Genomic DNA, 19,071 nt, shown 5'->3' with positions numbered 1-19,071 from the left:
GGCCAGGTGGCCGTCCGCGTAATCTGCCGTGCGTGACCACCTTCGTCTGGATCGCCGTCGCCGTTGTCGCGATCGCGCTCTACCTCAGTTGGACCGCCGGCCGCCTCGACCGTCTGCACACCCGGATCGACGCCGCCCGTGCCGCCCTCGACGCCCAACTGCTGCGGCGTGCCTCGGTCGCCCAGGAGCTGGCCACCTCCGGGGTGCTCGATCCGGCCGCCTCGATCGTGCTGTACCAGGCCGCGCACGCCGCGCGGCAGTCCGAAGAGGAGCAGCGGGAGGTCGCCGAGAGCGAGTTGAGCCAGGCGCTGCGGGCCGTGTTCGGGGAGGCCGCCCAGGTGGAGGCCGTACAGGAGGCGCCCGGAGGGGAGGACGCCGCCGGGGAACTCGCCGCGGCGGTACGGCGCGTGCCCATGGCGCGGCGGTTCCACAACGACGCCGTACGCGCCGCCCGTGCGCTGCGGCGCCACCGGAAGGTGCGGTGGTTCCGGCTCGCGGGGCACGCGCCGTTCCCGCTCGCCTTCGAGATGGACGACGAGCCGCCCGTCGCGCTCGCGGACCGGCCGGGGTCCTGAACGATCCACCGGCTTCCCATTGGCCCTTGCTGTGGACTGGTTCCGGGGCGTTCTCTGGAGATCCACCGCCGTACGAGTCAGTGAGGTCGCCCGTGTCCACCACCGCCCAGAACCCCGAGACCGGCACCGCGCGCGTCAAGCGCGGTATGGCCGAACAGCTCAAGGGCGGTGTGATCATGGATGTGGTCACACCGGAGCAGGCGAAGATCGCCGAGGATGCCGGCGCGGTCGCCGTGATGGCGCTGGAGCGGGTGCCCGCAGACATCCGCAAGGACGGCGGCGTCGCGCGGATGTCCGACCCCGACATGATCGAGGGGATCATCGACGCGGTCTCGATCCCGGTCATGGCGAAGTCCCGGATCGGCCACTTCGTCGAGGCCCAGGTGCTCCAGTCGCTGGGCGTGGACTACATCGACGAGTCGGAGGTGCTGACCCCGGCCGACGAGGTCAACCACTCGGACAAGTGGGCGTTCACCACTCCCTTCGTCTGTGGTGCCACCAACCTCGGCGAGGCGCTGCGCCGGATCGCCGAGGGCGCGGCCATGATCCGTTCGAAGGGCGAGGCCGGGACGGGCAATGTCGTCGAGGCGGTCAGGCACCTGCGGCAGATCAAGAACGAGATCGCCCGGCTGAGGGGGTACGACAACAACGAGCTGTACGCGGCCGCCAAGGAGCTGCGTGCCCCGTACGAGATCGTCAAGGAGGTCGCCGAGCTGGGCAAGCTGCCGGTGGTCCTCTTCTCCGCGGGCGGTGTCGCCACCCCCGCCGACGCCGCGCTGATGCGCCAGCTCGGCGCCGAGGGCGTCTTCGTGGGCTCCGGCATCTTCAAGTCGGGCGACCCCGCCAAGCGCGCCGCCGCGATCGTCAAGGCCACCACGTTCTACGACGACCCGAAGATCATCGCGGAGGCGTCGCGGAACCTGGGCGAGGCGATGGTCGGCATCAACTGCGACACGCTGCCCGAGACCGAGCGCTACGCGAACCGCGGCTGGTGATGAGTACCCCCGCGATCGGCGTCCTGGCGCTCCAGGGGGACGTCCGGGAGCACTTGGGCGCCCTGGCCGCGGCGGGAGCCGTGGCCAGGACGGTCCGGCGGCCCGAGGAGCTGGCCGAGGTCGACGGCCTGGTGATCCCGGGCGGCGAGTCCACCACGATGTCCAAACTGGCCGCGCTCTTCGGCATGCTGGAGCCGCTGCGCGCCCGGGTGCGGGCCGGGATGCCGGTGTACGGCACCTGCGCCGGGATGATCATGCTCGCCGAGAAGATCCTCGATCCGCGGTCGGGCCAGGAGACCGTCGGCGGCATCGACATGATCGTGCGGCGCAACGCCTTCGGCCGGCAGAACGAGTCCTTCGAGGCGGCCGTGGAGGTCGCCGGGGTGGAGGGCGGCCCTGTGGAGGGCGTCTTCATCCGGGCCCCGTGGGTCGAGTCGGTGGGGGCCGAGGTCCAGGTGCTCGCCGAGTACGGGGGGCATGTCGTCGCCGTACGGCAGGGCGGCGCGCTGGCGACGTCCTTCCACCCCGAACTGACGGGCGACCACCGGCTGCACCGTTTCTTCACCGACATGGTGCGCTCCGCACAGTGACCTCCGCCCGGTAGGATCGCTGCCGAACGGGAGCAGTACCGGTTACGCGAAGGAGACAGGCAGATGTCCGGCCACTCTAAATGGGCTACGACGAAGCACAAGAAGGCCGTGATCGATGCCAAGCGCGGCAAGCTCTTCGCGAAGCTGATCAAGAACATCGAGGTCGCGGCGCGGACCGGCGGCGCGGACGTCGACGGCAACCCGACTCTTTTCGACGCCATCCAGAAGGCGAAGAAGAGTTCGGTCCCGAACAAGAACATCGACTCGGCCGTCAAGCGCGGCGCCGGCCTGGAGGCCGGTGGCGCCGACTACGAGACGATCATGTACGAGGGGTACGGCCCGAACGGTGTCGCGGTGCTCATCGAGTGCCTCACCGACAACCGCAACCGCGCCGCCTCCGACGTGCGGGTGGCGATGACCCGCAACGGCGGCTCGATGGCCGACCCCGGCTCCGTCTCGTATCTCTTCAACCGCAAGGGCGTCGTGATCGTCCCCAAGGGTGAGCTGGGCGAGGACGACGTGCTCGGCGCGGTGCTGGACGCGGGCGCCGAAGAGGTCAACGACCTCGGCGAGTCCTTCGAGGTGCTCAGCGAGGCCACCGACCTGGTCGCGGTCCGCACCGCGCTCCAGTCGGCCGGCATCGACTACGACTCGGCCGACGCCAACTTCGTGCCGACCATGCAGGTCGAGCTGGACGAGGAGGGGGCGCGCAAGATCTTCAAGCTGATCGACGCCCTGGAGGACAGTGACGACGTCCAGAACGTCTTCGCCAACTTCGACGTCTCCGACGACGTGATGGAGAAGGTCGACGCCTGACCCCGCCCTTCGCACCCCCCTCTCCTCGATGTCGGTCCGGTCCGTTGTCAGTGCCGACCGATACTGTCTGATCAGGGCTTCTCCCCTCGGGGGGAACGTATGACCGAGAGAGTGGGGGCGCGATGCGGGTGCTGGGTGTGGACCCCGGACTGACGCGGTGCGGGATCGGTGTCGTCGAGGGGGTCGCCGGACGGCCGCTGACCATGCTGGGCGTCGGCGTGGTGCGCACGCCCTCCGACGAGGAGATCGGCCCCCGTCTCGTCGCCATCGAGCAGGGCATCGACGCCTGGCTGGACGAGCACCGGCCCGAACACGTCGCCGTGGAGCGGGTGTTCGCGCAACACAATGTGCGTACGGTCATGGGCACCGCCCAGGCCAGCGCGGTCGCCGTGCTCTGCGCCTCGCGCCGCGGCATCCCCGTCGCCCTGCACACCCCCAGCGAGGTCAAGGCCGCCGTCACCGGCAGCGGCCGGGCCGACAAGGCGCAGGTCGGCGCGATGGTCACCCGGCTGCTGCGGCTCGCGGCGCCGCCCAGGCCGGCCGACGCGGCGGACGCCCTCGCGCTCGCCATCTGCCACATCTGGCGCGCCCCGGCCATGAACCGCCTCCAGCAGGCCCAGGCCCAGGCCCAGGCCGCGGCCCGTCCCTCCCGTATCCCCGTCCGGAAGGTCACGCGATGATCGCGTTCGTCAGCGGCCCGGTCGCCGCCCTCGCCCCGACCACCGCGGTCATCGAGGTCGGCGGGATCGGCATGGCCGTCCAGTGCGCCCCCGGCACCCTCGCGGCGCTGCGCGTCGGCCAGGAGGCCAGACTCGCCACCTCGCTGGTCGTCCGGGAGGACTCCCTGACGCTGTACGGCTTCGCCGACGACGACGAACGCCAGGTGTTCGAGCTGCTCCAGACCGCCAGCGGCGTCGGCCCCCGGCTCGCACAGGCGATGCTCGCCGTGCACAGCCCCGACGCGCTGCGCCTCGCCGTCTCCACCGGCGACGAGAAGGCGCTGACGGCGGTCCCCGGCATCGGGAAGAAGGGCGCCCAGAAGCTGCTGCTGGAGCTGAGGGACCGGCTCGGCGCGCCACGGGGCGCCACCGTGGGACGGCAGGCCGGCGCGGCGGCCGCGGCCTCCTGGAGCGACCAGCTCCACGCCGCGCTCATCGGCCTGGGGTACGCCGGACGCGAGGCCGAGGAAGCGGTCGCCCAGGTCACCCCCGAGGCCGAGGCAGCCCTCGCCGCGGGCTCCCGGCCACCGGTGCCCCAACTGCTGCGCGCCGCGCTCCAGAGCCTCAACCGCACCCGTTGAGCCCACCGGGCCGGACCCGCTCCCGCCGTACTCCATTCGGGCCGTTCTCGTACGCGCCCTCCCCCGAGGTGAGACTGAGTGAACTGGGACGACACCGCCGACGACGCGGCCGAGCGACTGGTCGGCGCCGCCGCGGACGGTGAGGACCAGGCCGTCGAGGCGGCGCTGCGGCCCAAGTCGCTGGACGAGTTCGTCGGACAGGAGCGGGTACGGGTCCAGCTCGACCTGGTGCTCAAGGCGGCCCTCGCACGCGGCGCCACCGCCGACCACGTGCTGCTCTCCGGCGCGCCGGGGCTCGGCAAGACGACCCTCTCGATGATCATCGCGGCGGAGATGAACGCCCCGATCCGCATCACCTCGGGCCCGGCGATCCAGCACGCGGGCGATCTCGCCGCGATCCTCTCCTCCCTCCAGGAGGGCGAGGTCCTCTTCCTCGACGAGATCCACCGCATGTCCCGGCCCGCCGAGGAGATGCTCTACATGGCGATGGAGGACTTCCGCGTCGACGTGATCGTCGGCAAGGGCCCCGGCGCCACCGCCATCCCGCTGGAACTGCCGCCCTTCACCCTGGTCGGCGCCACCACCCGGGCCGGACTGCTGCCGCCCCCGCTGCGCGACCGCTTCGGCTTCACCGGCCACATGGAGTTCTACGAGAGCGTCGAACTGGAGCGCGTCATCCACCGCTCCGCCCAGCTCCTGGACCTGGAGATAGACGCCGAGGGGGCCGCGGAGATCGCCGGACGCTCCCGCGGCACGCCCCGTATCGCCAACCGGCTGCTGCGCCGCGTACGGGACTACGCCCAGGTCAAGGTGGACGGGCGGATCACCCGTGAGGTGGCCGAGGTGGCCCTCGCGGTGTACGAGGTCGACGCGCGCGGTCTCGACCGGCTCGACCGGGCCGTGCTCCAGGCGCTGCTCAAACTCTTCGGCGGCGGGCCCGTGGGGCTCTCGACCCTGGCGGTGGCCGTGGGGGAGGAGCGCGAGACGGTCGAGGAGGTCGCCGAGCCCTTTCTCGTACGGGAAGGACTGCTCGCCCGTACACCGCGCGGCCGGGTCGCGACCCCGGCGGCGTGGGCGCATCTCGGGCTCGTCCCGCCCCAGCAGGCGTCCGGTGCGCCCGGACAACCCGGCCTGTTCGGGGCGTGACGGCATGAACACGCGCACGGCAGGAACCCCGGTGCGACGCTGGGCGTTGTTCCAACGAAGCGGACTCGCTTAGACTCCGCCGATGCCGCCCTTCCGGAGCGGCATGCCCACCCCCGTATATCAGGCCGCTCGACAGCGCGGTCGTGCGAAGGAAGTTCCCTCCCGTGAGTCTCGTGACCCTTCTCCCCTTCATCGTGCTCATCGGGGCCATGTTCCTGATGACCCGGTCCGCCAAGAAGAAGCAGCAGGCCGCCGCGCAGATGCGCGACGAGATGCAGCCCGGCACCGGCATCCGCACCATCGGGGGCATGTACGCCACCGTCAAGGAGGTGCACGCTGACATGGTCCTCCTGGAGGTGGCTCCCGGCGTCCACGCGGTCTACGCCAAGAACGCCATCGGCGCGGTGCTGGACGACGACGAGTACAACCGCATCGTGCACGGCGACGACCCGAGCGACTCCGAGACGCCGGTCGTGCCCGACGACGCCTCCTCGCTGACCGGTCCCGCCGACTCCGACTCCGCGGACGAGGCCAGGATCGACCTTGGCAAGAAGCCCGAGGAGACCACGGACGCCGAGTCCGCCGACGCCACGACCGAGGCGAAGGCCGACGAGAAGGCCGAGAACAAGGCCGAGGGCAAGACCGACGGCGAGTCCGGCGCGAAGTAGCCGGGTCCGCGCCGACCGGCCGCACCACGGCCGCCGGCGACTCACGGTCGCGCTGATTTCTGCGGGGGCAGGTCCCCACAACACTTCGTGGCCGCTCCGGCGCACACCCGGCGTGGGGGCGGTTGGACAGGGAGAAACGAGAAGGTGGCAGCACCTAATAAGGGCCGAAGGCAAGCGGGGTCCCCAGGCAGGCCAGGGCGCACCCTGGCGCTGTTCCTGATTGCCATGGTGGCCCTCACGGGCGGGATGTTCTGGTCCGGCCATGTCACGCCACGTCTGGGGATCGACCTCGCGGGCGGCACCAGCATCACGCTCCAGGCGAAGAACACGCCGGGCAAGCCGAACGCGATCAACAAGACCAACATGGACACCGCCGTCAGCATCATCGAGCGGCGCGTCAACGGTCTTGGTGTCTCGGAGGCCGAGGTTCAGACCCAGGGCAACGAGAACATCATCGTCAACATCCCCCGGGGCACGAACGAGAAGCAGGCCCGTGAGCAGGTCGGCACCACCGCCCAGCTCTACTTCCGGCCGGTGCTGACCGTCGCCGCCGGGAGCCCGACGAAGCCGCAGCCCTCGGGCAGCGGCTCGCCGAGGGCGACCCCCTCCTCCTCGACCAGCGCCTCGACCGGCGACAAGGCGGGCGACAAGGCCGGGTCCACGGCGTCGCCCGAGACGTCCACCACCTCCCAGGGCCGGGCCGTCACGGACGCGCTGAAGGCGGACGCCACGCCGTCGCCCGACGCCTCCGCCTCGGACACGTCGTCGGACAAGCCGTCGGACAAGAAGAACGAGTCCCCGGCCCCCGCCCCCTCCGCGAGCGCGTCCAGCGACCCGGCCACCGCCGCCCTGGAGAAGAAGTTCACGGAGCTGGACTGCACCAACAAGAAGGCGCGCACCGAGGTCAACCAGAGCGCGGCCCCCAAGGACACGATCGTCGCCTGCGGCCAGAACTCCGGCGGCGAGTGGGAGAAGTACGTCCTGGGCCCGGCCGAGCTGGAGGGCACGGACGTCGACGACGCCAAGGGCGTGCTCGACCAGCAGCGCGGTATGTGGATCGTCACGATGGACTTCACCGGTGCCGGCACCAAGAAGTTCCAGTCGATCACCGGCAAGCTCTCGCAGCAGCAGGCGCCGATGAACCAGTTCGCCATCGTCCTCGACGGCAACGTCGTCTCCGCGCCGTCGGTGAGCCAGACGCTCGGCGGCAGCGCCGAGATCTCCGGCAGCTTCACCCAGCAGTCCGCCCAGGACCTGGGCAACATCCTGTCGTACGGCGCGCTGCCCCTGACCTTCCAGGAGCAGTCCGTCACCACGGTCACCGCCGCGCTCGGCGGGGAGCAGCTCGAAGCGGGCCTGATCGCCGGCGCGATCGGTCTCGTCCTGGTCATCATCTACCTGGTGGCGTACTACCGGGGTCTCTCCGCGATCGCCATCCTCAGCCTCGGCGCCTCCGGCATCATGACGTACACGATCATGTCGCTCCTCGGCCCCGGCATCGGCTTCGCGCTGAACTTGCCCGCGGTCTGCGGCGCCATCGTCGCCATCGGTATCACCGCGGACTCGTTCATCGTGTACTTCGAACGCATCCGGGACGAGATCCGCGAGGGCCGTACGCTGCGCCCAGCCGTCGAGCGGGCCTGGCCACGCGCCCGGCGCACCATCCTCGTCTCCGACTTCGTGTCGTTCCTCGCCGCCGCGGTGCTCTTCCTCGTCACCGTCGGCAAGGTCCAGGGCTTCGCGTTCACCCTGGGTCTGACCACGCTCCTCGACGTGGTCGTGGTGTTCTTCTTCACCAAGCCCGTGATGACGCTCCTGGCCCGTACGAAGTTCTTCTCCAGCGGCCACCCGTGGTCCGGTCTGGACCCGAAGCGCCTCGGTGCCAAGCCGCCGCTGCGCCGCGCCCGCCGTGTCAGCGCCCCCACCGACCCGAAGGAGGCGTGAGATGTCCCGACTCGGCGATCTCGGCGCCCGGCTCTACCGAGGCGAAGTCGGCTACGACTTCATCGGGAAGCGCAAGATCTGGTACGGAATCTCGATCCTGATCACCATCACGGCCATCGCGGCCCTGGCGGTGCGCGGGCTCAACATGGGCATCGAGTTCAAGGGTGGTGCCGTCTTCACCATCCCGAGCACGAGCATCTCGGAGGTCCAGGCCCGCGAGGACGCCCAGAAGGCGTCCGGGCACGACGCGATCGTCCAGAAGCTCGGCAACGGCGGCATGCGGATCCAGGTCACGGAGCTGGACACCAAGCAGGCCGACGCGGTGAAGACCCAGCTCGCCAAGGACCTGAAGGTCGACGAGACGAAGATCAACGCGGACCTGGTCGGTCCGAGCTGGGGCGCGACCATCGCCAACAAGGCGTGGATGGGCCTCGGGATCTTCATGGTCCTGGTGGTGATCTATCTGGCGATCGCCTTCGAATGGCGGATGGCGGTCGCCGCGCTCATCGCCCTGATCCACGACCTCACGATCACCGTCGGCGTCTACACCCTGGTCGGCTTCGAGGTCACCCCGGGTACGGTGATCGGTCTGCTGACCATTCTCGGTTACTCCCTCTACGACACGGTCGTCGTCTTCGACAGCCTCAAGGAGGGGGCGAACGGGATCACCAAGCAGAGCCGCTGGACCTACAGCGAGGTCGCCAACCGGTCGATCAACAGCACGCTGGTGCGTTCCATCAACACCACCGTCGTCGCGCTGCTGCCCGTGGGCGCGCTGCTCTTCATCGGCGGCGGCTTCCTCGGCGCCGGCATGCTGAACGACATCTCCCTCTCGCTCTTCGTCGGCCTCGCCGCCGGCGCGTACTCCTCGATCTTCATCGCCACGCCGCTCGTCGCCGACCTGAAGGAACGCGACCCGCAGATCAAGGCGCTGAAGAAGCGGGTGCTCGCCAAGCGCGCGACGGCCGCCGCCAAGGGCGAACAGGCCGACGCCACCGCCGACGCCACCGCCGAGGCCACCGCCGACGGTGACGACGGCGCCGAGGACGGCCCGCAGGACGCCGCACCGGCCGCCGTGGCGGGTCCGCGCGGTCGCGGTGGCCGGGGCCGCCCCTCGGGATCGGGGAGGCGTCGATGAGCGACACCAGCACAAGCGACATCAGCACGCGGGAGCTGCTGCTCAGCCGCATCCGTGACGTGGCGGACTACCCCAAGCCGGGCGTGGTGTTCAAGGACATCACCCCGCTGCTGGCCGATCCCAAGGCGTTCACGGCACTGACGGACGCCCTCGCCGACCTGTGCGTACGGTTCGGCGCGACGAAGATCGTCGGCCTGGAGGCGCGCGGCTTCATCCTGGCCGCCCCCGTGGCGGTCCGGGCGGGCGTCGGGTTCATCCCCGTACGCAAGGCCGGCAAGCTCCCCGGCGCGACACTCTCGCAGTCGTACGACCTGGAGTACGGCTCCGCGGAGATCGAGATCCACGCCGAGGACCTGGACCAGGGCGACCGGGTCCTCGTCATCGACGACGTCCTGGCCACCGGCGGTACGGCCGAGGCATCCCTGGAGCTGGTCCGGCGGGCCGGCGCCGAGGTCGTGGGCGTCGCGGTCCTCATGGAGCTGGGCTTCCTGGGCGGCCGGGAGCGACTGCTCCCCGCGCTCGACGGCGCCCCGCTGGAGGCGCTGATCACGCTCTGAGCCGCGCCGGAACACGGATTCCGGGCGGCATGGGAACACGGCAGGACGGGCACCCGTGCACCATCGGGTGCCCGTCCCGCGTCCGGCCGAGCCCGGCCTTGGGGCGAGAGAGGCGCCCGAGGTCGATACCATGGAACCTCCGGGCCTGACCGGGGGACCTGGATCCGCACGAGGAGCGCTCTTGCCAGACGAGGTCCAGCCACTGGCCGCCGCGACGCCCGATCACCCCGCCGACCGGGCCGCCGCCGGCTCCGGCACGCCCCCGCACAAGGCCCCGGTCGGCGCCGAGCCCCCCGCCTCGGCCCCCACGCCGTCCGAGCGCCCCCTGGTGCCCGTGAGCGCCCCCAAGCCGGGCGCCACGGCCGCGCCGCGCTCCGGAGGCTCCTCCAACCGGGTGAGGGCCCGCCTCGCACGTCTGGGCGTCCAGCGCTCCTCCCCGTACAACCCCGTCCTGGAGCCGCTGCTGCGGACCGTACGGGGGAACGACCCCAAGATCGAGACCGCGACGCTGCGCCAGATCGAGAGCGCCTACCAGGTCGCCGAGCGCTGGCACCGCGGACAGAAGCGCAAGAGCGGCGATCCGTACATCACGCATCCCCTCGCGGTCACCACGATCCTCGCCGAGCTGGGCATGGACCCCGCCACCCTGATGGCCGGCCTGCTGCACGACACCGTCGAGGACACCGAGTACGGCCTGGACACCCTGCGCCGAGACTTCGGCGACCAGGTCGCGCTCCTGGTCGACGGGGTCACCAAGCTCGACAAGGTCAAGTTCGGCGAGGCCGCGCAGGCCGAGACCGTACGCAAGATGGTCGTCGCCATGGCCAAGGACCCGCGCGTCCTGGTCATCAAGCTCGCCGACCGGCTCCACAACATGCGCACCATGCGCTACCTCAAGCGGGAGAAGCAGGAGAAGAAAGCCCGCGAGACGCTGGAGATCTACGCGCCCCTCGCCCACCGGCTGGGCATGAACACCATCAAGTGGGAACTGGAGGACCTCGCCTTCGCGATCCTCTACCCCAAGATGTACGACGAGATCGTCCGGCTGGTCGCCGAGCGCGCCCCCAAGCGCGACGAATACCTGGCCATAGTGACCGACGAGGTCCAGTCGGACCTGCGCGCGGCCCGGATCAAGGCCACCGTCACCGGACGGCCGAAGCACTACTACAGCGTCTACCAGAAGATGATCGTCCGCGGCCGGGACTTCGCGGAGATCTACGACCTGGTGGGCATCCGGGTCCTGGTCGACACGGTCCGCGACTGCTACGCGGCGCTCGGCACCGTCCACGCGCGGTGGAATCCGGTCCCCGGCCGGTTCAAGGACTACATCGCGATGCCCAAGTTCAACATGTACCAGTCGCTGCACACGACGGTCATCGGGCCCAACGGCAAGCCGGTCGAACTCCAGATCCGTACGTTCGACATGCACCGCCGCGCCGAGTACGGCATCGCCGCGCACTGGAAGTACAAGCAGGAGGCCGTCGCGGGCGCCTCCAAGGTCCGCACCGACGTCCCCCGGAGCGCGGGCCGGGGCGCGAGCCAGGACACCGTCAACGACATGGCGTGGCTGCGCCAGCTCCTGGACTGGCAGAAGGAGACCGAGGACCCCAGCGAGTTCCTGGAGTCGCTCCGCTTCGACCTCTCGCGCAACGAGGTCTTCGTCTTCACTCCCAAGGGCGATGTCATAGCGCTGCCCGCGGGAGCCACCCCCGTCGACTTCGCCTACGCCGTCCACACGGAGGTCGGCCACCGCACCATAGGGGCACGGGTCAACGGGCGCCTCGTACCGCTCGAATCGACCCTCGACAACGGCGACCTGGTGGAGGTCTTCACCTCCAAGGCGTCCGGGGCCGGCCCCTCGCGCGACTGGCTCGGCTTCGTCAAGTCGCCGCGGGCCCGCAACAAGATCCGCGCCTGGTTCTCCAAGGAGCGCCGCGACGAGGCGATCGAGCAGGGCAAGGACGCCATCGCGCGGGCCATGCGCAAACAGAACCTGCCGATCCAGCGCATCCTCACCGGGGACTCCCTGGTCACGCTCGCGCACGAGATGCGCTACCCCGACATCTCGTCCCTGTACGCGGCGATCGGCGAGGGCCATGTGGCCGCGCAGGGCGTTGTGCAGAAGCTGGTCCAGGCCCTCGGCGGCGAGGAGGCCGCCAACGAGGACATCGCGGAGAACTCCCCGCCCTCCCACAGCCGGAACAAACGCCGCTCCAACGCCGACCCCGGCGTGGTCGTCAAGGGCGTCGAGGACGTCTGGGTGAAGCTCGCCCGCTGCTGTACGCCCGTCCCCGGCGACCCGATCATCGGCTTCGTCACCCGAGGCAGCGGCATCTCCGTCCACCGCGCCGACTGCGTCAACGTGGACGCGCTCTCCCAGCAGCCCGAGCGGATCAAGGAGGTCGAGTGGGCGCCCACCCAGTCCTCGGTCTTCCTCGTCGCCATCCAGGTCGAGGCGCTGGACCGCTCGCGGCTTCTGTCGGATGTCACCCGAGTCCTCTCCGACCAGCATGTCAACATCCTCTCCGCCGCCGTCCAGACCTCCAGGGACCGGGTCGCCACCTCACGCTTCACCTTCGAGATGGGCGACCCGAAACACCTGGGCCACGTACTGAAGGCGGTACGGGGCGTGGAGGGCGTCTACGACGTCTACCGCGTCACTTCGGCGCGCAGGCCCTGAGCGGACCGAAGCGGACCAGGGCGGACCACGCACGACGGCGGGCGGCCCGGCAGTGGAATCCACTGCCGGGCCGCCCGCCGTTGTGCGTTGCGTCAGCCGCCGAACTCCTGAAGGCCCTTGAGCGCCTGGTCCAGCAGCGCCTGCCGTCCCTCCAGCTCCCGGCCCAGCTTGTCGGCCTTCGCGTTGTTGCCCGCCGCGCGCGCCGTGTCGATCTGCTTGCGCAGCTTGTCGACGGCCGCCTGGAGCTGCCCCGTCAGACCCGCGGCCCGCGCACGGGCCTCCGGGTTCGTCCGGCGCCACTCGTTCTCCTCGGACTCCTGGAGCGCCCGCTCCACCGCGTGCATCCGGGCCTCGACCTTGGGCCTCGCGTCGCGCGGTACGTGCCCGATGGCCTCCCAGCGCTCGTTCAGCGCGCGGAAGGCGGCCCGGGCCGTCTTGAGGTCCGTGACCGGCACCAGCCGCTCGGCCTCGACCGCCAGCTCCTCCTTGAGCTTCAGATTCTCCGTCTGCTCGGCGTCGCGCTCGGCGAAGACCTCACCGCGCGCCGCGAAGAAGACGTCCTGCGCACCGCGGAAGCGGTTCCACAGCTCGTCCTCGGCCTCGCGCTGCGCGCGGCCCGCCGCCTTCCAGTCCGTCATCAGCTCGCGGTACCGCGCGGCCGTACCGCCCCAGTCGGTGGAGCCGGAGAGCGCCTCCGCCTCGGCGACCAGCTTCTCCTTGGCCTTACGGGCCTCCTCGCGCTGCGCGTCGAGCGCCGCGAAGTGCGCCTTGCGCCGCTTGGAGAACGCCGAGCGCGCGTGCGAGAAGCGGTGCCACAGCTCGTCGTCGGACTTCCGGTCCAGCCTGGGCAGGCCCTTCCAGATGTCCACCAGTGCCCGCAGCCGCTCACCGGCCGACCGCCACTGGTCGCTCTGCGCCAGCTCCTCCGCCTCGGTGACCAGCGCCTCCTTGGCGTGACGCGCCTCGTCGGTCTGCTTGGCCCGCTGCACCTTGCGCTCCTCGCGGCGCGCCTCGACCGTGGCGACCAGCGCGTCGAGCCGCGTCCGCAGCGCGTCGAGGTCGCCGACGGCATGGTGCTCGTCCACCTGCCCGCGCAGATGGTCGATGGCCGTCGTCGCGTCCTTCGCGGACAGGTCGGTGGTCTTCACGCGCTTTTCCAGGAGGCCGATCTCGACCACCAGGCCCTCGTACTTGCGCTCGAAATAGGCCAGGGCCTCCTCCGGAGAGCCTGCCTGCCACGATCCGACGACCTGCTCGCCCTCGGCCGTCCGCACGTACACGGTGCCCGTCTCGTCGACGCGGCCCCACGGGTCGCTGCTCACAGCGCCTCCTCCACCTGATGCCCGTGAGGGGAATGGCCCCCGGGCATCATCCACAGTTCCTGGGACGGGCTGCGCCCGCCCTGCACAACGCCAATCTAGGCGACCGGCCGCCCGGCTGTCCGCACTCAGCGCGGCCGAAATTCACAGGGTCACGCCGTGTCGACCGTGCCCTTCTCCACGGTGACGGTCTTCTTCGGCGCGCCGTCGCCCGCCCCGCCCTCCACGCCGGCCTTGCCCACCGCTTCCACCGTCTTCAGCCCGGCCTCGTCCATGGTCCCGAACGGGGTGTAGCTGGGCGGCAGTTTGGTGTCCTTGTAGACCAGGAAGAACTGGCTGCCGCCGGTGTGCGGCTGGCCGGTGTTGGCCATGGCCACCGTGCCCGCCGGATAGGTCACGCTGCCGTCCGCGCTGGCCTTGCCGAGAGCCGTCAGGTTCTCGTCCTCGATCGTGTAGCCGGGGCCGCCGGTGCCGTCACCCTTCGGGTCGCCGCACTGGAGCACGAAGATCCCCTCGGTGGTCAGCCGGTGACACTTCGTGTTGTCGAAGTACCCCTTGTCGGCGAGCGCCTTGAAGGAGTTCACCGTGTGCGGTGTCTTCTTCGCGTCCATGGCGATCGCGATGTCACCCTGGCTCGTCTTCAGGCCCAGTGTGTACTTCGCGTTCCGGTCGATGGTCATCTTCGGCTCGGGCTCGGCGCTCTCGCTCGTCGAGGGCGACGCCGACGGGTTCGCCTCCGCCGCGGCGTCGTCCTTCGAGCTGTCGCCGTCGCTCAGACCGATGGAGAAGTACGCCGCGCCTCCCGCGAGCACCACCACGGCCAGCACGGAAGCGATGATCGCGTTACGCCGCTTCGCCTTCTGCCGGGCCTCAACCCGCCGCTGCTGCTGCCGCTCGAACTTCTCCCTGGCGAGCTGCCGCCGCCGCTGATCGCTCTTGACCACCGGGTCCACTCCTCGTGTCTGTGTGTGATCCTGTTCGGTCCCATCCGGCCTGACCAGTGCCACGACCGGGCAAGCCTTTCCGGGAGGGGCACCAGGTGCGTACGGTATATGGGTTGGCTGTGGAATGAGGAGCGCCGGTATCCTCTCCGAACAGCCGCATTCTCCGCCGGACCACGCGCGCCGGACGACATATAAGGACGATCGTGCTCATTGCCGGGTTCCCCGCCGGAGCCTGGGGGACCAATTGCTACCTGGTCGCCCCCGCCGCGGGTGAGGAGTGCGTGATCATCGACCCGGGCCACCAGGCCGCCCAGGGGGTCGGGGAAGCGGTCAGGAAGCACCGTCTCAAGCCCGTCGCCGTCATCCTCACCCACGGCCACATCGACCATGTCGCCTCCGTCGTCCCGGTGTGCGGCGCGCACGACGTACCGGCGTGGATCCACCCCGCCGACCGCTACATGATGAGCGACCCGGAGAAGGCCCTCGGCCGCTCGATCGGGATGCCGCTCATGGGCGAACTGACCGTCGGTGAGCCGGACGACCTGCGGGAGCTGACCGACGGGGCAGGGCTGGCGCTGGCGGGGCTGGAGTTCACCGTCGCCCACGCGCCCGGCCATACGAAGGGGTCGGTGACCTTCGCGATGCCCGAGGCCGCGGACATTCCGCCGGTCCTCTTCTCGGGCGATCTGCTCTTCGCCGGCTCCATCGGACGCACCGACCTGCCCGGCGGTGACCACGCCGAGATCCTGGCGTCGCTGGGCCGCGTGTGCCTGCCGCTCGACGACTCGACCGTGGTGCTCTCCGGCCACGGCCCCCAGACGACCATCGGCCGGGAGCGCGCCACCAACCCGTATCTCCGGGACGTGGCCACCGGCCAGGGAGACGGCACGCACGCCGCTCCGCGACGAGGAATGTGAAACACCGATCTCCATGAGCACTTTTCAGGCACCCAAGGGCACCTACGACCTGATCCCGCCCGTCTCGGCGACCTTTCTCGCCGTACGCGAGGCGATCGCCGCGCCGCTGAAGAACTCCGGCTACGGCTATGTCGAGACGCCCGGATTCGAGAACGTCGAGCTGTTCGCCCGCGGCGTCGGAGAGTCCACCGACATCGTCTCCAAGGAGATGTACGCCTTCGAGACCAAGGGCGGCGACAAGCTGGCGCTGCGTCCCGAAGGCACCGCCTCCGTCCTGCGCGCCGCGCTGGAGGCCAACCTCCACAAGGCCGGCAACCTGCCCGTCAAGCTCTGGTACTCCGGCTCGTACTACCGCTACGAGCGCCCGCAGAAGGGCCGCTACCGCCACTTCTCGCAGGTCGGCGCCGAGGCGATCGGTGTCGAGGACCCTGCGCTCGACGCCGAGCTGATCGTCCTGGCCGACCAGGCCTACCGCTCGCTGGGCCTGCGGAACTTCCGTATCCTCCTCAACTCGCTGGGCGACAAGGAGTGCCGTCCCGTCTACCGCGAGGCCCTTCAGGGGTTCCTGCGCGGACTCGACCTGGACGAGGAGACGCGCCGCCGGATCGAGATCAACCCGCTGCGGGTCCTCGACGACAAGCGCGCCGACGTCCAGAAGCAACTCGTCGGCGCCCCCATGCTCCGTGACTACCTGTGCGACGCGTGCAAGGCGTACCACGAGGAGGTACGCGAGCTGCTGACCGTCCAGGGCGTCGCCTTCGAGGACGACGAGAAGCTCGTCCGCGGCCTCGACTACTACACGCGCACCACCTTCGAGTTCGTCCACGACGGCCTCGGGGCGCAGTCCGCGGTCGGCGGCGGCGGCCGGTACGACGGCCTCTCCGAGATGCTCGGCGGCCCCGCACTCCCGTCGGTCGGCTGGGCGCTCGGCGTGGACCGTACGGTACTGGCCCTGGAGGCCGAGGGCGTCGAGCTGGACATCCCGCCGGCCACCAGCGTGTACGCGATCCCGCTCGGCGAGGAGGCGCGCCGGAAGCTGTTCGGCGTCGTCATGGAGTTGCGCGCGGCGGGCGTCGCGACGGACTTCGCGTTCGGCGGCCGGGGCCTCAAGGGCGCGATGAAGTCGGCGAACCGGTCGGGCGCGCGCTATACGCTCGTCGCGGGGGAGCGCGACCTCGCGGAGGGCGTGGCCCAGCTCAAGGACATGGAGAGCGGCGAGCAGACGGCGCTCGCGCTCGACACCCTGGTGGCCGAGGTGACCCGGCGGCTCGGCTGAATGCCGCGGGGCGGGGCACCGGGCTCGGGGGCCGGGCGGCCGGGACCTGGTCCGGCGCGATGACCCGTACGGCAGAATGAGCCTGTCCGTACTGGCCTCTTCAGCGATGGAACGGCGATATGACGAGTGCAGCGGTTGACGGCGTCTCCTCCGACCGGCAGGACGGGAATCCCCCCGGCACGGTCGGCGGCGGGCGGGCGCTGGCCCTGCTGCTGGTGGTCACGGGGGCGGCGGGGCTGCTGGCCGCGTGGGTGATCACGATCGACAAGTTCAAGCTGCTGGAGGACCCCAACTTCACGCCGGGGTGCAGCCTGAACCCGGTCGTCTCCTGCGGCAACATCATGAAGAGCGCGCAGGCGTCGGTCTTCGGCTTCCCCAACCCGATGCTCGGCCTCGCCGCCTACTCCGTGGTCATCGCCATCGGGATGGGGCTGCTGGCCGGGGCCCGCTACCGGGGCTGGTTCTGGCTGGGGCTCAACGCGGGGACGCTCTTCGGTGTCGGATTCTGCACCTGGCTCCAGTACCAGTCGCTGTACAACATCAACTCGCTCTGCCTCTGGTGCTGTCTGGCCTGGGTCGCCACGATCCTGATGTTCTGGTACGTCACCGCCCACAACGTCGGTACCGGAGTGCTCCCCGCCCCCTCCTGGCTGCGCGGCTTCCTCGCCGAGTTCACCTGGGTCCTCCCCGCCCTGCACATCGGGATCATCGGAATGCTGATCCTGACGCGCTGGTGGGACTTCTGGACGAGCTGACCGCCCGGCCCGCCCCAGGGCGGGAGGGCGTTGTCAGTGGCTGGGCATAGGCTTCACCCGTGGAGCCCGACCTCTTTACCGCCGCCGCGGAAGACCGCCAGGAGAAGGACCCGACCGCCAGCCCGCTGGCCGTCCGGATGCGCCCCCGTGTCCTCGACGAGGTCGTCGGCCAGAAACATCTGCTGAAGCCGGGATCACCGCTGCGCCGGCTGGTGGGCGAGGGCAGCGGCGGCCCCGCGGGGCCCTCGTCGGTGATCCTCTGGGGCCCGCCGGGGACCGGCAAGACGACCCTCGCGTACGTCGTCTCCAAGGCCACCAACAAGCGCTTCGTCGAGCTGTCGGCGATCACCGCGGGCGTCAAGGAGGTCAGGGCCGTCATCGACGGGGCGCGGCGCGCCTCCGGCGGCTTCGGCAAGGAGACGGTCCTCTTCCTCGACGAGATCCACCGCTTCAGCAAGGCCCAGCAGGACTCCCTGCTGCCCGCGGTGGAGAACCGCTGGGTGACCCTGATCGCCGCCACCACGGAGAATCCGTACTTCTCGGTGATCTCCCCGCTGCTCTCCCGCTCGCTGCTGCTCACGCTGGAGCCGCTCACGGACGAGGACCTGCGCGCCCTGCTGCGGCGGGCGCTCCCCGAGCAGCGCGGTCTCGGTGGCGCGGTCACGCTGCCCGAGGACGCCGAGGCGCATCTGCTGCGGGTCGCGGGCGGGGACGCCCGGCGGGCGCTGACCGCGCTGGAGGCGGCGGCCGGCGCCGCGCTCGCCAAGAGCGAGAAGGAGATCACCCTCCTGACCGTGGAGGAGACGGTCGACCGCGCTGCGGTGATGTACGACCGGGACGGCGACCAGCACTACGACGTGGCGAGCGCCCTGATCAAGTCGATCCGCGGCTCCGACGTCGACGCGGCGCTGCACTACCTGGCCCGGATGATCGACGCGGGGGAGGACCCCCGGTTCATCGCGAGACGGCTGATGATCTCGGCGAGCGAGGACATCGGCCTCGCCGATCCGACCGCGCTGCCGATAGCGGTCGCCGCCGCGCAGGCCGTGGCCATGATCGGCTTCCCGGAGGCCGCCATCACCCTCAGCCACGCCACCATCGCGCTGGCCCTCGCCCCCAAGTCAAACGCCGCCACGATGGCGGTCTACGCGGCGCTGGAGGATGTGAAGAAGGGACTGACGGGGCAGGTCCCGGCGCATCTGCGGGACGGCCATTACAAGGGCGCGGCGAAGCTCGGCCATGCCCAGGGCTACATCTATCCGCACGACGTCCCGGGCGGGATCGCGGCCCAGCAGTACGCACCGGAGGCGGTGCGTGACAAGCGTTATTACGAGCCCACGCGGTACGGCGCGGAAGCGCGCTACGCGGACGTGGTCGACAAGGTGCGCGAGCGGCTGCGCGGCGACTCCGGCTGAACCCTCGGCGCGGCCGGCCTCCCCCGGTGGCTCTCC

The 19,071-nt window shown here is 70.5% G+C and carries 18 protein-coding genes; 16 read left to right on the top strand and 2 right to left on the bottom strand.

What is annotated here, in order from left to right; all coding sequences use genetic code 11:
• Positions 1 to 23: 23 nt before the first annotated feature.
• From ACIQ7D_RS31560 to ACIQ7D_RS31505, 12 genes are all read left to right on the top strand, one after another.
• The gene (locus ACIQ7D_RS31560; RefSeq protein WP_403943606.1) at positions 24 to 575 is read left to right on the top strand and encodes a hypothetical protein; all 552 of its coding nucleotides are present in this window, start codon (positions 24 to 26) and stop codon (positions 573 to 575) included.
• A 92-nt stretch (positions 576 to 667) separates the two neighbouring features.
• Positions 668 to 1,570: a pyridoxal 5'-phosphate synthase lyase subunit PdxS gene (gene pdxS / locus ACIQ7D_RS31555; RefSeq protein WP_384997154.1), complete on the top strand. Its 903-nt coding sequence runs from the start codon at positions 668 to 670 to the stop codon at positions 1,568 to 1,570.
• Entirely contained in the window at positions 1,570 to 2,160 is a 591-nt protein-coding gene (gene pdxT, locus ACIQ7D_RS31550; RefSeq protein WP_403943489.1) for a pyridoxal 5'-phosphate synthase glutaminase subunit PdxT, read from the top strand. The genes pdxS and pdxT overlap by 1 nt, the downstream gene beginning before the upstream one ends.
• A 63-nt stretch (positions 2,161 to 2,223) precedes the next feature.
• Positions 2,224 to 2,976 carry a YebC/PmpR family DNA-binding transcriptional regulator gene (locus ACIQ7D_RS31545; protein ID WP_403943486.1) on the top strand — a complete coding sequence of 251 codons (753 nt, stop codon included), beginning with the start codon at positions 2,224 to 2,226 and terminating at the stop codon, positions 2,974 to 2,976.
• Positions 2,977 to 3,098: 122 nt separating this feature from the next.
• The gene (ruvC, locus tag ACIQ7D_RS31540; RefSeq protein WP_403943485.1) at positions 3,099 to 3,656 is read left to right on the top strand and encodes a crossover junction endodeoxyribonuclease RuvC; all 558 of its coding nucleotides are present in this window, start codon (positions 3,099 to 3,101) and stop codon (positions 3,654 to 3,656) included.
• Positions 3,653 to 4,276 carry a Holliday junction branch migration protein RuvA gene (gene ruvA, locus ACIQ7D_RS31535; protein ID WP_403943482.1) on the top strand — a complete coding sequence of 208 codons (624 nt, stop codon included), beginning with the start codon at positions 3,653 to 3,655 and terminating at the stop codon, positions 4,274 to 4,276. The genes ruvC and ruvA overlap by 4 nt, the downstream gene beginning before the upstream one ends.
• Positions 4,277 to 4,354: 78 nt before the next feature.
• Positions 4,355 to 5,422 (top strand): Holliday junction branch migration DNA helicase RuvB, encoded by a 1,068-nt coding sequence (gene ruvB / locus ACIQ7D_RS31530; RefSeq protein ID WP_403943480.1) that lies wholly within the window; start codon positions 4,355 to 4,357, stop codon positions 5,420 to 5,422.
• Positions 5,423 to 5,586: 164 nt separating this feature from the next.
• Positions 5,587 to 6,090 carry a preprotein translocase subunit YajC gene (gene yajC, locus ACIQ7D_RS31525; protein ID WP_403943478.1) on the top strand — a complete coding sequence of 168 codons (504 nt, stop codon included), beginning with the start codon at positions 5,587 to 5,589 and terminating at the stop codon, positions 6,088 to 6,090.
• A gap of 144 nt (positions 6,091 to 6,234) precedes the next feature.
• Positions 6,235 to 8,034 carry a protein translocase subunit SecD gene (gene secD / locus ACIQ7D_RS31520; RefSeq protein ID WP_403943476.1) on the top strand — a complete coding sequence of 600 codons (1,800 nt, stop codon included), beginning with the start codon at positions 6,235 to 6,237 and terminating at the stop codon, positions 8,032 to 8,034.
• Position 8,035: 1 nt separating this feature from the next.
• Positions 8,036 to 9,172: a protein translocase subunit SecF gene (secF, locus tag ACIQ7D_RS31515; RefSeq protein WP_403943474.1), complete on the top strand. Its 1,137-nt coding sequence runs from the start codon at positions 8,036 to 8,038 to the stop codon at positions 9,170 to 9,172.
• Positions 9,169 to 9,729, top strand: coding sequence for an adenine phosphoribosyltransferase (locus ACIQ7D_RS31510; protein WP_403943472.1), 561 nt, complete (start codon positions 9,169 to 9,171; stop codon positions 9,727 to 9,729). Before secF ends, ACIQ7D_RS31510 begins: the two co-directional genes overlap by 4 nt.
• A gap of 181 nt (positions 9,730 to 9,910) precedes the next feature.
• Positions 9,911 to 12,409, top strand: coding sequence for a RelA/SpoT family protein (locus ACIQ7D_RS31505; RefSeq protein WP_403943470.1), 2,499 nt, complete (start codon positions 9,911 to 9,913; stop codon positions 12,407 to 12,409).
• Between the two features lie 92 nt (positions 12,410 to 12,501).
• On the opposite strand, the gene ACIQ7D_RS31500 is transcribed toward ACIQ7D_RS31505, so the two are convergent.
• Together ACIQ7D_RS31500 and ACIQ7D_RS31495 are read right to left on the bottom strand one after the other, a co-directional pair.
• Complete coding sequence (locus ACIQ7D_RS31500) at positions 12,502 to 13,731, bottom strand: DUF349 domain-containing protein (RefSeq protein WP_403943469.1); 1,230 nt, start codon at positions 13,729 to 13,731, stop codon at positions 12,502 to 12,504.
• A gap of 149 nt (positions 13,732 to 13,880) precedes the next feature.
• Positions 13,881 to 14,672 carry a peptidylprolyl isomerase gene (locus ACIQ7D_RS31495; protein ID WP_403943466.1) on the bottom strand — a complete coding sequence of 264 codons (792 nt, stop codon included), beginning with the start codon at positions 14,670 to 14,672 and terminating at the stop codon, positions 13,881 to 13,883.
• Positions 14,673 to 14,875: 203 nt separating this feature from the next.
• Between ACIQ7D_RS31495 and ACIQ7D_RS31490 the strand changes: the two genes are divergently transcribed.
• The 4 genes from ACIQ7D_RS31490 (at position 14,876) to ACIQ7D_RS31475 (ending at position 19,035) form a co-directional block, all read left to right on the top strand.
• Positions 14,876 to 15,589 (top strand): MBL fold metallo-hydrolase, encoded by a 714-nt coding sequence (locus ACIQ7D_RS31490; protein WP_403943464.1) that lies wholly within the window; start codon positions 14,876 to 14,878, stop codon positions 15,587 to 15,589.
• A gap of 13 nt (positions 15,590 to 15,602) precedes the next feature.
• Positions 15,603 to 16,865 carry a histidine--tRNA ligase gene (gene hisS / locus ACIQ7D_RS31485; RefSeq protein ID WP_403943462.1) on the top strand — a complete coding sequence of 421 codons (1,263 nt, stop codon included), beginning with the start codon at positions 15,603 to 15,605 and terminating at the stop codon, positions 16,863 to 16,865.
• Between the two features lie 119 nt (positions 16,866 to 16,984).
• A complete protein-coding gene (locus tag ACIQ7D_RS31480; RefSeq protein WP_403943460.1) occupies positions 16,985 to 17,620 on the top strand; it encodes a vitamin K epoxide reductase family protein in 636 nt (211 codons plus the stop codon).
• Positions 17,621 to 17,679: 59 nt separating this feature from the next.
• Positions 17,680 to 19,035 carry a replication-associated recombination protein A gene (locus ACIQ7D_RS31475; RefSeq protein WP_403943458.1) on the top strand — a complete coding sequence of 452 codons (1,356 nt, stop codon included), beginning with the start codon at positions 17,680 to 17,682 and terminating at the stop codon, positions 19,033 to 19,035.
• Positions 19,036 to 19,071: the final 36 nt, after the last annotated feature.

The organism is Streptomyces sp. NPDC096310 (assembly GCF_044763125.1).
GTDB lineage: Bacteria > Actinomycetota > Actinomycetes > Streptomycetales > Streptomycetaceae > Streptomyces.
Note: the sequence above shows the minus strand (reverse complement) of the source record. Positions and strands in the feature narration are given on the sequence as shown.